The 12,366-nt window shown below is 59.3% G+C and carries 11 protein-coding genes, 1 tRNA gene and 1 pseudogene; 8 read left to right on the forward strand and 5 right to left on the reverse strand.

The features are described 5' to 3' along the window. Position 1 precedes the first annotated feature (1 nt). A complete protein-coding gene (locus tag JUI81_RS28175) occupies positions 2-925 on the reverse strand; it encodes a LysR family transcriptional regulator (RefSeq protein ID WP_028940968.1) in 924 nt (307 codons plus the stop codon). A gap of 103 nt (positions 926-1,028) precedes the next feature. Here JUI81_RS28175 and JUI81_RS28180 point away from each other — a divergent pair, with 103 nt between their 5' ends. Then, positions 1,029-2,771 carry an amidohydrolase gene (locus tag JUI81_RS28180; protein ID WP_204125464.1) on the forward strand — a complete coding sequence of 581 codons (1,743 nt, stop codon included), beginning with the start codon at positions 1,029-1,031 and terminating at the stop codon, positions 2,769-2,771. 104 nt (positions 2,772-2,875) lie between these two features. Continuing rightward, positions 2,876-3,613 (forward strand): TorF family putative porin, encoded by a 738-nt coding sequence (locus JUI81_RS28185; protein WP_019578461.1) that lies wholly within the window; start codon positions 2,876-2,878, stop codon positions 3,611-3,613. 95 nt (positions 3,614-3,708) lie between these two features. Here the strand turns inward: JUI81_RS28185 and JUI81_RS28190 are convergent, their stop codons facing one another. Further along, positions 3,709-4,596 carry a Dyp-type peroxidase gene (locus JUI81_RS28190; protein ID WP_204125465.1) on the reverse strand — a complete coding sequence of 296 codons (888 nt, stop codon included), beginning with the start codon at positions 4,594-4,596 and terminating at the stop codon, positions 3,709-3,711. 230 nt (positions 4,597-4,826) lie between these two features. Between JUI81_RS28190 and JUI81_RS28195 the strand changes: the two genes are divergently transcribed. Both JUI81_RS28195 and JUI81_RS28200 read left to right on the forward strand, forming a co-directional pair. Next, entirely contained in the window at positions 4,827-6,452 is a 1,626-nt protein-coding gene (locus JUI81_RS28195) for an NADP-dependent glyceraldehyde-3-phosphate dehydrogenase (RefSeq protein ID WP_028940971.1), read from the forward strand. Between the two features lie 87 nt (positions 6,453-6,539). Beyond that, a complete protein-coding gene (locus JUI81_RS28200) occupies positions 6,540-7,559 on the forward strand; it encodes an FUSC family protein (protein WP_204125509.1) in 1,020 nt (339 codons plus the stop codon). A gap of 8 nt (positions 7,560-7,567) precedes the next feature. Here JUI81_RS28200 and JUI81_RS28205 read toward each other — a convergent pair whose 3' ends face one another. Continuing rightward, a complete protein-coding gene (locus JUI81_RS28205; protein WP_019578457.1) occupies positions 7,568-8,461 on the reverse strand; it encodes a DMT family transporter in 894 nt (297 codons plus the stop codon). Positions 8,462-8,595: 134 nt separating this feature from the next. Between JUI81_RS28205 and JUI81_RS28210 the strand changes: the two genes are divergently transcribed. Both JUI81_RS28210 and JUI81_RS28215 read left to right on the forward strand, forming a co-directional pair. Beyond that, positions 8,596-9,033 (forward strand): Lrp/AsnC family transcriptional regulator, encoded by a 438-nt coding sequence (locus JUI81_RS28210; protein WP_007941786.1) that lies wholly within the window; start codon positions 8,596-8,598, stop codon positions 9,031-9,033. Positions 9,034-9,090: 57 nt separating this feature from the next. Then, the gene (locus JUI81_RS28215) at positions 9,091-9,420 is read left to right on the forward strand and encodes a YceK/YidQ family lipoprotein (RefSeq protein WP_019578456.1); all 330 of its coding nucleotides are present in this window, start codon (positions 9,091-9,093) and stop codon (positions 9,418-9,420) included. 67 nt (positions 9,421-9,487) lie between these two features. On the opposite strand, the gene JUI81_RS28220 is transcribed toward JUI81_RS28215, so the two are convergent. Further along, positions 9,488-10,159: a Bax inhibitor-1/YccA family protein gene (locus JUI81_RS28220; protein WP_019578455.1), complete on the reverse strand. Its 672-nt coding sequence runs from the start codon at positions 10,157-10,159 to the stop codon at positions 9,488-9,490. A gap of 123 nt (positions 10,160-10,282) precedes the next feature. On the opposite strand from JUI81_RS28220, the gene JUI81_RS28225 reads away from it, so the two are divergent. Then, positions 10,283-10,370, forward strand: a tRNA-Ser gene (locus JUI81_RS28225). Between the two features lie 200 nt (positions 10,371-10,570). Here JUI81_RS28225 and JUI81_RS28230 read toward each other — a convergent pair. Next, positions 10,571-11,734, reverse strand: a pseudogene (locus JUI81_RS28230) (IS3 family transposase). 319 nt (positions 11,735-12,053) lie between these two features. Between JUI81_RS28230 and JUI81_RS28235 the strand changes: the two are divergent. Continuing rightward, the gene (locus JUI81_RS28235) at positions 12,054-12,224 is read left to right on the forward strand and encodes a hypothetical protein (RefSeq protein ID WP_204125466.1); all 171 of its coding nucleotides are present in this window, start codon (positions 12,054-12,056) and stop codon (positions 12,222-12,224) included. Positions 12,225-12,366 lie beyond the last annotated feature (142 nt).

The raw sequence follows: 12,366 nt of genomic DNA on the forward strand, positions 1-12,366 counted from the left end.
TTCACTCGACAGCTCCTACAGGAGAGGCCAGAAACCCTGCGATGTAATCGATAAAAGCCACGACTTTAGCGGTCGCTCGCCGATGGCTCGGGTACACCGCCAGAATGTGCGGGCCAAAGCTGTCGGGATCGATGTCGTAGTCCGCCATCACCCGCACCAGTCGACCGTCGGCCAGATACGGCGCAGCGCTCCATAGCGGCGTGTGCAACAACCCGCGTCCGGCCAGCGCATTGGCCAGCAGCAAGTCGTAATTGTCGCTGCGCAGCCGTGGCGCCTGGGGTTGCGGCAGGCTCAAGCGCTGCCCATCGCGCTCGGCCCACCAGAATTCGCGGCTGAGCAAGGGATGGCGATACAGCAACCATTCGTGCTCATCGAGGGTTTGCGGGGTGACCGGCAACGCCTTGCGCGCCAGATAGGCCGGACTGCCACACAACGCCAGACGATTGCTGCCAACGACGCGGGCGATCAGCCCCGGCAGGTCGTCATGGCCTTCGCGCAGGGCCAGGTCGTAGCCGCTTTCCAGCAGATTGACGAACTCATCGCACAGGTCCACTTGCAGATTGATCTGCGGATACTGCTCCAGAAAACCGCCACACACCTGATCGAGAAAGGCTTGCCCATAGGCCAGTGGCGCGGTGATTTTCAGATTGCCGCGCAGGCCATGCTGCAACTGCTCGATTTCCTCGCCGGCCTCGTCCAACCGCTGCAACACTTGACGCGCGGTTTCCAGGTAGAGCCGCCCCACTTCCGTCAGCAGAATCCGCCGGGTGCTGCGCTCGAACAGCCGGGCACCGAGCTCGGCCTCCAGGTGATTGACCGCTTTGGTCAGGGCCGACGGGGTCTTGCCCAGTTGCTCGGCCGCGCGGCTGAAACTGCCCAGTTGCGCCGTGACCACGAACATTTTCAACGCACCCAGCTTGTCCATTCTTTTTCCATTCCGGCAAAAACGTTTTTCGTGAGTGAGGCGTTCTGTTGAGCATAAGCAGCCACTAATCTGGCCATCAGACGCAATAACAAGGAAACATTCAATGAAAAGATTCCTCCCGAATCTATTGATGGCCGCTGTGGCTTTTGCCTCGATGGAAGCCATGGCAGCGACTGATCTGGTGCTGATCAACGGCAAGATATTCACCGCCGACCGCAGCCAGCCCAAGGTGCAGGCCCTGGCCGTGCAGGACGGAAAAGTGCTGAAAGTCGGCAGCAACGAGCAGATCAAAACCTTGATCGAACCGGGAACGAAAGTGATCGACCTCGCCGGCAAGACGTTGATGCCCGGCCTGATCGACAGCCATTCCCACGCGATTTTCGGCGGTCTGGAAATGGCCTCGGCCAACATGGAAGATGAGGTGGTCGACCTCGATGAGCTGGAAAAACGCCTGCGCGGTTGGCGTGATGACGGCAAGGCGAAACACGGTGATGTGCTGAGCGTGGCCGGCATGAGTTCGGCGTATTGGGCCCAGGCCGAGGCCCTCGGCAAGAAATTCAACAGCGGCGAATGGGCCAAGGTGCCCGTGGTGTTCACCGGCAGCGACCACCACACCGCCTGGGCCAACAACGTCATGCTCGAACGCGCGGGCATCGACGCCATCCTGCTGCAAAACCTGCCGGCCGCCGAACTCGACACCATAGGCAAGCTTGCCGATGGTAGCCCCAACGGTTTTCTGGTGGACGCCGGTTGGGATCGGGTTGCGTTAAAAATGCCCGCGCCCAGTGCCGCCGACATGCTGCGCGCCGCGCAAACCGCCGTGCGCTACAACAACAGCCTGGGCATTACGGCCTGGATGGACCCCGCTGCCAACGCCGCCCCCGGCGAGCCGGTGTTTGCCCTTATACCCACGGAGAAAACCGTCGGCGTACTGCCGGTGTACAAAGCGCTGTCGCAAAGCGGTGGCATGACCGCCCACGTCGCGGCCCTGCTGGTGGCCAATCCGAAAAGCGTACCGGCCGATCTCGACACGCTGGACAAGGTCCGCCAGCAATTCCAGGGCATCCCCAACCTGACCCTGCCCGGTATCAAAATCTTTGCCGACGGCGTGATCGAATACCCGGCCCAGAGCGCGGCGATGATCGATCCTTACACCAACTCGCAAAAACAGGGCGAGTTGCTGATCGATCCGAAGCACTTCGGCGAACTGGTCAGTGCCATCGATCAACGCGGCTGGCGGGTGCACATCCACGCCATCGGCGACCGCGCGGTACGCGAATCCCTGAACGGCATCGCCCAGGCGCGCAAGGATCGCCAGAGCGGCGTGACTCACTCGATCACCCATTTGCAAATGGTCAACCCGAAAGAGTTTGCGCGGTTCAAACCGCTCAACGTCATCGCCTCCATGCAGTTGCTCTGGGCCTCCGCCGACGATTACACCCTGGACATGATCAAGCCTTACGTCAGCGCCCTCGCCTTCCGCTATCAGTACCCGGCGCACTCGCTGCTCAAACAGGGCGCGACGATCGCCGGAGCCAGCGACTGGCCGGTGTCTTCGCCCAATCCGTGGAACGCCATGGCCCAGGCGATCACCCGAAACGGTCCGTTGGGTGTCTTGAACGCCGACGAACGCATCGACCGGGAAACGATGTTCTACGCCTACACCCTCAACGCCGCCCGCACTATCGGTCTAGAGAAGCAAATCGGCTCGCTGAGCCCCGGCAAGCAAGCCGATTTCATCGTGCTGGACCGCGACGTGTTCAGCGTCGATGAGAAAGCCCTGCACGACACCCAAGTGCTGCAAACCTGGTTCGCCGGTCGCGAAGTCTACGCCCCGACACTCTGAGAAAAATCGCCTGTACACGCTGCCCAACTCCGCGTTCATCGCTGGGGTCTGGAGCAGCTTTGTCTCAAATCTGCCCATAACAATCACAACAAAGGCACTGCACCATGAAAGCATTCACCCTGGTCGCCCTCGCATCCTTCAGCCTGTTGCCCCTGGGCAGCCAGGCCCTGCCCTTGAATGACGACTTCGCCGTGCTGGTCGACCTGACCCTGGCCAGCGACTATCGCACTCGCGGTATTTCGCAAACCCAGAACGACCCCGCCGCACAAGCCGGTGTGACCCTGGCCCACAGCAGCGGCCTGTACCTGGGCGCCTGGAGTTCGAACGTCGATTTCGGCGGTGGCCTGAAAACCCGCCAGGAAGTCGACTACTACGGTGGTTGGCTGTGGCAGGCGACCGACGCCATCAGCCTGGATGTCGGCTATCTCAAATACGCGTATCCAAAAGAGAGCCAGTTCAATCAGAGCGAGGTCTACGGGATTCTCGACGTCTATGGCGTGAAACTCGCGGCCTATTACTCCGCCGATGCACCAGGCATCGACAGCAAACAGAGCACGTTGTACCGCTACGTTGGCTACGAAACCGAATTGCCCTATGGACTGGGGCTGAAACTGCGATACGGCGAAATGGACTTCAAAGACCCGCGCCTGTATTCGGCCTCGGGGCATGGCGAGGAGGCTTACCACGAGTGGGAGGCGAAGCTGACCCACGAAGTGGCCGGGGTGCTGCTGGGGTTGAGTTACATCGACACCGATTTGTCGAAAAGCCAATGCATCAGCAACTGGGGGTTCGACGATGTGTGCAGCGCAACCCTGGTGGCGAGTGTCAGCAAATCCTTTTGATGGTTTTTTGTAGGAGCGAGGCTTACCCGCGAAAGCGTTTTACCTGACACACCGCCTTCGCGGGCAAGCCTCGCTCCTTGTACGCGATCCGCTATTTAGCCGACACGCAATGCGCGCAGGTCGAGGCGACCGTCCTTGAGCGGCGGGCACCAGTAGTAGCCGCCAGTGATCGGTCGGCTGATGCGGTACAAACCGTCGGTGATGCCGTCTTCCAGACCGCTCATGCGCCGCAGTTGGGCTTCGAATGCATCGAGGGAAAAACCGAACGCCAGGAACATCAGGCCGGCGCGATCGCCTTCGATCCACGGCATCGAGCGACGGACCACGAAGGCTTCAGGTGCGAAGCTTTCCTGTGCGGTGCGTTTGACGTGGGCGGAGATCGGCGCGTCGTCGAGTTCTTCGTTGTCGCTCAGGCGCCGACCCATGATGTTGTCCTGCTCATGGGACGGCATCGCGTGGAAGCCTTTCAAGTCATGCTGCCATTGCTGGATCGCGGCGAAGCTGCCACCGACCAGCCCCTCAGCCCCCTCGCCCAGCAGCGCGGCGGCGACAGCGGCTTCGTCGTGAGGGTTTTCGGTGCCGTCTTCGTAACCGGTCAGGTCATTGCCGGTCATGTGGCGGAAGGTTTCGTTCATCTGCACCAGACGCAGGGCCGGTGCCAGCGCGGCTTCGATCGCGTGGCTGCGATTGAGCAATTCGCCACGGTCAACACCGTGCAGCCAGCACCAGAGCGCGTGTTGGGTCGACGGGTTGTCGACGCCGACACCAACCAGCGCAGGAAAGGCGCGCAAGCCGTCGATCTGCGCGTGCAGCGCCTTGACCAGGGACTCGCCGAAACCCACCACCGCCGATTTTCCGTCCACCAGGCGCGTCAGGTTATCCAGCGCTGCCGGCAGTGCCTCGGCGGATTCGAGGTCGAAGAACATATGACGAGCTTGAGGCGGAACTGGGGTGGCGAGGATGCCCGGCTGGTAGTAACTCATATGAACTCCTTTGAGAAAGAGCACGAAGTTTAACCGGGGGATCGTTACTTGTGTGTTTTCAAGGACAAAAGATCGCAACGGCTACAGGCGCTTTCATGAGCAGATGGGCCGACAGATTCTCGATCCACAACGTCGAGTCAAAAAAACCATAAGATGAGCCATGACAAGCCAGGCCGAGGTCTGCTAAAACGATTCATCAGTGCATCACCCAATCCAGACGGGGTAGCGACATGACCACAGCATCGATCCTTGGCAACCTGTTTCCCACCGCCGACGGCATCCCGGAAAAGTATCGCCTCAACGGCCAGACCGAACAGCGCGAATACCTGGTCGACGGTGAACTGAAAACCTGGTCCGGCCCCCTCGCCCAGGTGCGCAGCCCGGTATACCTGAGCGGCGCGAATGGCGATGAACAAGTGATTCTCGGCAGCACGCCGCTGCTCGATGCCGACACCGCCCTGACCGCGCTCGACGCGGCTGTCCGTGCCTATGACCGGGGCCAGGGTTTGTGGCCGACCATGCGCGTGGCCGAGCGTATCCAGCATGTCGAGACCTTCCTCGGTCGTATGCGCGAACAGCGCGAGGCGGTGGTCAAGTTGCTGATGTGGGAGATCGGCAAAAACCTCAAGGATTCGGAGAAAGAGTTCGACCGCACCTGCGACTACATCGTCGACACCATCAACGCCCTCAAGGAACTCGACCGCCGCTCCAGCCGATTCGAACTGGAACAGGACACCCTCGGCCAGATCCGCCGCGTTCCGATGGGCGTGGCGTTGTGCATGGGGCCTTACAACTATCCGCTGAACGAGACTTTCACCACGCTGATTCCGGCGCTGATCATGGGCAACACCGTGGTGTTCAAGCCGGCCAAGCTTGGGGTGCTGTTGATTCGTCCGCTGCTGGAAGCCTTTCGCGACAGCTTCCCGGCCGGGGTAATCAACGTCATTTACGGCAGTGGCCGCGAGACCGTCAGCGCACTGATGGCCAGCGGCAAGATCGATATCTTTGCGTTTATCGGCACCAACAAGGCTGCCAGCGACCTGAAAAAGCTCCACCCAAGGCCTCACCGCTTGCGTGCGGCACTGGGCCTGGATGCAAAGAACCCCGGCATCGTGTTGCCTGAGGTGGATCTGGACAACGCGGTCAGCGAAGCCGTCACCGGCTCCCTGTCGTTCAACGGTCAGCGCTGCACCGCGCTGAAAATCCTCTTCGTCCATGAAGACGTGGTCGAGGCGTTCATCGAGAAATTCAACGCCAAGCTCGCCTCCCTGAAACCCGGCATGCCGTGGGACAGTGGCGTGGCCCTGACACCGCTGCCGGAGGCGAGCAAAGTCGATTATCTGCATTCGCTGGTGGCGGACGCGGTCAGCAAAGGCGCCGCCGTGGTCAACCCCAATGGTGGTGAGTCCCGCGCGTCGTTCTTCTACCCGGCCGTGTTGTACCCGGTGACACCGCAGATGCGCGTCTATCAGGAAGAACAGTTCGGCCCGGTCGTGCCGATCGTGCCTTACCGTCATCTGGACACCGTGATCGATTACGTCCTGGAATCTGACTTCGGCCAGCAACTGAGCATCTTCGGCACCAACCCGGTGGCGGTCGGCAGGCTGGTGGACACCTTCGCCAACCAGGTCGGCCGGATCAACCTCAACGCCCAGTGCCAACGCGGCCCGGACACCTACCCGTTCAACGGCCGCAAGAACTCCGCCGAGGGCACGTTATCGGTGCATGATGCGCTGCGGGTATTTTCGATCCGGACCCTGGTGGCGACCAAGTTCCAGGAAAGCAGCAAAGAGCTTCTCAGCGAGATCATCAGCGGCCGGAACTCGAGCTTCCTGACCACCGACTATATTTTCTGAGGGCACCAAAATTTTCTGAGGACACCAGACCTGAGCATCATCAAAGGCCTTCGACTGCCACCGCTGTTGCGCCGAATACTGCGTCCATTGCTGGACCCGTACCGGCGCTACCGCCACGCCAAACTGATCCATGCGGTGCGGGTTTCGTTGGGGTTGCTGGCGACGATTCTGCTGACCACTGGCATCCATCTGCCCCACGGCGAATGGGCGTCGGTGACCATGCTGGTGGTGATCGGCGGCTTGCAGCACCACGGTAATATCGGCAAAAAAGCCGCCGAGCGAGCCATCGGCACCTTGATCGGGGCCGGTGTCGGCTTGTTGCTGGTGGCGCAACAGGCCTGGCTCGGGATGCCGTGGCTGACCTATTTCGCAATGTCGGTGGTGTGCGGATTTTTCTCGTACCACGCCATCGGCAAGGGTGGTTATACGGCGCTGCTGTCGGCGATCACCGTGTTTATCGTTGCGGGGCACGGTGACAACCCGGTCACCGATGGCCTGTGGCGCGGGGTGGATATTCTGATCGGCATCGCCCTGGCACTGGCTTTCTCCTTCGCCCTGCCGCTGTACGCGGTGTACTCCTGGCGCTACAACCTGGCCGATGCATTGCGCGACTGCGCGGCAATCTACGGCCGTATCATCAACGGCGAGTCCGTCGCCGCTGACGAGCACCTGAAGCTCATGAATCGCTTGAACGCAGTCATGGTGCAACTGCGCTCACTGATGCCCTCGGTGTCCAAGGAAGTGCGGGTTTCCATGACCGAACTCGATGCGATTCAGCGCAATCTGCGGATGTGCGTCAGCATCCTGGAGATCCTCGGCAATAGCCGGCCGAATGCCGATGACCCTGAGGCAATGGCCCATCTGCAATCGGCATTGAAAACCGAGCACCGACAGATCCGGGTGCAACTGATCGGTATGGCTCGGGCATTGAAATCGGGCGCTTCACAACGGCTCAGCCGGCCAGCCGAACCGCCATTGGACTCTACGCTTGATATGCCGGTCTACAGTCCGCTGGATGGCTACCGATTGCTGACCCGACAATTGGCCGCGAACATCGGCGAGATGCGCCAGCGTCTGGCGAAAACCGCACCGCGCTGGAACATCTGAGAGGCCGTTTATTGTGTAGCCACCCGCCGCTGCTTCAGGCCCCAACCCTGTTGCATGCCGGCGGCGGCCAGCAGAATCGCGGCGACACCGATCCATTGCAACGGCTCCAGGCGATGGCCAAAGGCAAACCAGTCCACGAAAATCGCCGCAATCGGATAGATGAACGATAACGCGCCGGTCAGGGCGGTCGGCAGCTTTTGAATTGCTCCGTAGAGCAGCACATACATCAAGCCGGTATGCACGATACCCAGGGTCACCAGACTGGCCCAGGCACTGGGCGTTTGTGGCATCGCCGAGAAGTGCGCAAAAGGCGCGAGCAACAGCACGCCGGTGCAGACCTGGATCAACGCGATCAGATGCGGTGGCGTGCCGGTCAGGCGTTTGATGATCAATGCGGCAATCGCGTACAGGAAGGCAGCACCCAAGGCCAGAGCGATCCCCATCAGGTAATCGTTGCCACCCTCGCCTTGCTCGCCATGTGCGCTGACAATCGCCAGCATCCCGAGAAACGAAATGCCCAGCCAGAACAGTTTTTGCAGGGTGATTTTCTCCCCGAGAAACAGCGCGGCCAGCCCCACCAACATGAACGGCTGGACGTTATAAACCGCCGTGCCGATGGCAATCGAGGCGCGAGAATAGGACGCGAACAACAGCACCCAGTTACCGACAATCGCCACACCGCTCAGTACGGCCAGCAAGAAGGTAGTGGACGTCAAAATGCCAGGGCGCAGAAAGCCGAACGCCGCGCAGATCAGCAACAAGGTGGCGGCACCGAACACGCAGCGCCAGAACACCACGTCCAGCACCGGTTGCCCGGACACCAGCACGAACCAGCCAATGGTCCCGGAAATCAGCATGGCGGCGGTCATCTCGAATGAGCCGCGACGTAGTGTTCTGTCCATCATCAACCTCCTGTGTTTGAGGCCAAAGTATGCCAATCCGCCGAGGGGCTTCTCCAGAGCAAAAAGCAGGCTAAACTCGGCATCTGCCTTTTTTATCAAGGCTTATCCAGCCGATTGCCTAACAGGGGATTCCCATGACCGACGACATCGACCAAGTGCTGATCAGCGCATTGATGGAAGACTCCCGCCGCTCGCTCAAAGCCCTGGCACAGATCAGCGGCCTGTCCTCGCCCAGCGTTGCCGAGCGCCTGCGCCGCCTCGAAGAACGCGGCGTACTCAAGGGCTATACCGTCGAAATCGACCCTAAATGCTTCGGCTACCAACTCCAGGCCATCGTCCGCATCCGCCCGTTGCCGGGGCAATTGCAGGAAGTGGAACGGCAGATTCAGGCGATTCCCGAATTCACCGAGTGCGACAAAGTCACCGGCGACGACTGCTTCATCGCCCGCTTGCATGTGCGCTCGATGGAACAACTGGACACCCTCCTCGACCGCCTCAACACCCACGCTGAAACCAACACCGCCATCGTCAAGAAAACCCCGATCAAGCGCCGGCTGCCACCGATGGCGTGAGTGCTGTTTGGTTCGCAGAAGCGTAGATTGGTGTTTTTCCGGCGAAGGATTGGCGGTATGAAAACTCAGGCCATGTTACTGGCGGCGGTGATGCTCGCAGGCTGCGGTACGTTCCAGACAGTGGTGCGTAGTGACGAGGCAGCGGCAAAGAGCCTCAAGGAACAGAAAACCTACTGCGGTGCGGTTCCACGGATCTATAGCGGCGTGACTTATGACTTTTGCCGCCTGCATGCGACTCCAGGCCCAGGCATCGATGAGTACAAGTACGACAATGGCACGCCTTTTGTGCTGATCGACGTAGTCATTTCCGGCGCTCTCGACACCATGCTCCTGCCCTACACCATTTATCGGCAGCAGGCCGATGGCAGTATTGTCATTACCGAATAGCCTTGGGCGCCCTGATTCCCAGACAAAAAAAACCCGCCGAAGCGGGTTTTTTACTCAAGGCTGGCGATCAATCATCGCGGCCCATGATGCCGAACAGCTGCAGCAAGCTGACGAACAGGTTGTAGATCGATACATACAGGCTGATGGTCGCCATGATGTAGTTACGCTCGCCGCCGTGAATGATGGCGCTGGTCTGGAACAGAATGCAGACCGAGGAGAACAGCACGAAACCTGCGCTGATCGCCAGTTGCAGACCGCTGATCTGGAAGAAGAAGCTCGCCAGCGTCGCACCCAGCAGCACGAAGAAACCGGCTGTGATGAAACCGCCGAGGAAGCTCATGTCCTTACGGGTGATCAGTACATAAGCCGACAGGCCGCCGAACACCAGCGCGGTCATCGCGAAGGCCGAGCTGACCACTTCCGCGCCGCCCTGCATGCCCAGGTAACGGTTGAGGATCGGGCCGAGCAGGAAACCCATGAAACCGGTCAGCGCGAACGCAGAAACCAGGCCCCACGCCGAGTCACGGAGTTTGTTGGTGAGGAAGAAAAGGCCGTAGAAGCCGATCAGCACGACGAAGACGTTCGGGTAACCGACACGCATCTGCTGTGCGACAAACGCCATCACGCCGCTGAATGCGAGGGTGAGGGCGAGTAGGCCGTAAGTGTTGCGCAGGACGCGGCTAACCTCTAGCTGCTCAGCCTGCACGCTGTTATTAACTGCGTAATCCTGTTCGCGCATGGCGACACTCCTGTTGGTTTGAAACGTTCAGTCGCAAAGATCATAACAGACGCTCTGTAACAAGCTATGCAGAGAGTTTGACAGTGTGTTTCATTCAGGTATTATGGCGCCCGCAACGCAAACGGAGGTGTGGCCGAGTGGTTTAAGGCAACGGTCTTGAAAACCGTCGACTGTAACAGGTCCATGAGTTCGAATCCCATCGCCTCCGCCATCTTTATACGACAAAGCCCTGATTATTCAGGGCTTTGTCGTTTCTGGCATTCAGCATTTCTGCTCCTCTCTATATGGATCGTTTCCGCATCTTTTCGGCCATTTCCGCAACCCCACCTCTCCGCCCCCTAAATTAAATAGCTCGACCAAAAAGTGAAGGGTGCTTTTGAGATTGGCCGCTAGGCAGCTTTAGTGTAGTGGTCAACTAATCCCGGACACGACGTTAAGTTTTTCTTCGGCGCGAGCTAGCGCCAGCCCGCCGTTGAATTGATGGGGTCGAACCCAGTTGTACCGATGCATCAAGAAGTGGCTGATATCGCGCTGGGCTTCTTGAGCCGTTCTGTAGCCCGTGGTCGGTATCCATTCCGTTTTCAAGCTGCGGAACACGCGCTCCATTGGCGCGTTGTCCCAGCAATTCCCCCCGGCGACTCATGCTCTGGCGCATGCGATAACGCCACAATCGCTGACGAAATAATCGACTTGCATACTGCGACCCTTGATCCGAATGGAATAGCAGGCCAGAAGGTCTGCCACGTTGCTCGTAGGCCATATCCAACGCCTTGATCACCAGATCGGCGTCCGGCTTTTCCGATAACGCCCAGCCCACCACCCGGCGCGTGCAAAGATCCAGCACGACAGCCAGGTAATGCCATTTCCCCTGGGCCCAAATGTAGGTGATGTCGCCGCACCACACTTGGTTGGGGGCCGGGACATCGAACTCCCGATTCAAGATGTTCGGTATATCGAGTCGCTCTACCGTCGCTCGTTTGTAGGCATGTGATCCGGGTTGTTTACTGACTAAATCAAGCTCGCGCATCAAGCTGCGCACTTTGAACCGACCAAGCTGCTCACCGTCTTCAAGCATCAGCGACAAGATGCTGCGGCTGCCGGCAGCGCTACGACTTTGCGTGAACAACTCGCTCACCCGGCTGCGCAACCGAAGCCGTTCAACATCGGGCGTGCGGCGCCTAAGGCGCTGGGCGTAGTAGCACGAGCGGGTGACTTCAAACAGCTTGCACAGCCAATCAACCGGCTCATGGACGCTCAGCTGATTGATCAGCGCGTACGCTCGTGATCTTCCGACATCAAGAGCGCGGTAGCCTTTTTTAATATGGATTTTTCCCGTTCAAGACGGGCAATCCGGGCTTCCAGCTCCTGAATTTTCTGTTGTTCCGGGGTCAATGCTTTGCTCTGCGGCGTAACACCTTGGCGCTCCTGCTGAACCTGATCAACCCAGCGGCGCAGGGCCGACTCGCCGACGCCGAGTGAACGGCTGGCTTCGATGTAGCTGTAGTTTTGCTTGAGCACGAGGTCGGCAGCCTCGCGTTTGAATTCAGCAGAAAAGGAACGGCGTTGTTTGGTCATCTGACACCTCGATCTGGCGAGCATTCTCACCTAAATGGGTGTCCGGTTTCATTAGACCACTACACACCCGCAACCTTCTGAAACTGGCTGCCGACTGCGAATTGGCTTCTAACGCAAAAGCCTAACCCCTCTTCCACCTACCAACCTGCCGGTGAACGGCGGGCAAGAAATAGTGTTCGCCCTGCACACATGACCTCGCCATCCGTGGGCCGGTAAAGAGTCATGTGGCTGGGTGAACAGCTGAAACGATACACCAACCAATTTAGACCTTCAAAGCTATATATACGGCCTGCCGGTGAACGGCGGGTAAGGAGCACTCATGCCCGAAAAACAGAAAGTTCAATGCACCCGCTGCCGTAACAAACATCTGCACACCGACCGCATAAGCGTGCCGAACACCACTATCAGCGGCATGCGCGACTTGGTCTGTCCACGTTGCAACTGCCGAAACTATTACAGCCTCGATGCCAACGGCAAACGCTCGGCGTAACCCTCCCCACCTTCTGCCGCCACGCGCGGCATGGAGCATCAACATGGAAACAGAAATTCTCTCGGACGAAGAATTGGCAGATCTCACCGGCTACAAGGCGCGGGCCTATTGGTGCGCGTCTTTTGAATAGTAAGGAAGCTCA

Origin of the sequence: Pseudomonas sp. 008, assembly GCF_016861935.1 — a bacterium.
Lineage (GTDB): Bacteria > Pseudomonadota > Gammaproteobacteria > Pseudomonadales > Pseudomonadaceae > Aquipseudomonas.

What these genes read in the sequence shown, in the direction of transcription:
- JUI81_RS28175 (WP_028940968.1), bottom strand. Translation starts at nt 925, where the DNA reads ATGGACAAGCTGGGTGCGTTGAAAATGTTCGTGGTCACGGCGCAACTG.
- JUI81_RS28180 (WP_204125464.1), top strand. Translation starts at nt 1,029, where the DNA reads ATGAAAAGATTCCTCCCGAATCTATTGATGGCCGCTGTGGCTTTTGCC.
- JUI81_RS28185 (WP_019578461.1), top strand. Translation starts at nt 2,876, where the DNA reads ATGAAAGCATTCACCCTGGTCGCCCTCGCATCCTTCAGCCTGTTGCCC.
- JUI81_RS28190 (WP_204125465.1), bottom strand. Translation starts at nt 4,596, where the DNA reads ATGAGTTACTACCAGCCGGGCATCCTCGCCACCCCAGTTCCGCCTCAA.
- JUI81_RS28195 (WP_028940971.1), top strand. Translation starts at nt 4,827, where the DNA reads ATGACCACAGCATCGATCCTTGGCAACCTGTTTCCCACCGCCGACGGC.
- JUI81_RS28205 (WP_019578457.1), bottom strand. Translation starts at nt 8,461, where the DNA reads ATGGACAGAACACTACGTCGCGGCTCATTCGAGATGACCGCCGCCATG.
- JUI81_RS28210 (WP_007941786.1), top strand. Translation starts at nt 8,596, where the DNA reads ATGACCGACGACATCGACCAAGTGCTGATCAGCGCATTGATGGAAGAC.
- JUI81_RS28215 (WP_019578456.1), top strand. Translation starts at nt 9,091, where the DNA reads ATGAAAACTCAGGCCATGTTACTGGCGGCGGTGATGCTCGCAGGCTGC.
- JUI81_RS28220 (WP_019578455.1), bottom strand. Translation starts at nt 10,159, where the DNA reads ATGCGCGAACAGGATTACGCAGTTAATAACAGCGTGCAGGCTGAGCAG.
- JUI81_RS28235 (WP_204125466.1), top strand. Translation starts at nt 12,054, where the DNA reads ATGCCCGAAAAACAGAAAGTTCAATGCACCCGCTGCCGTAACAAACAT.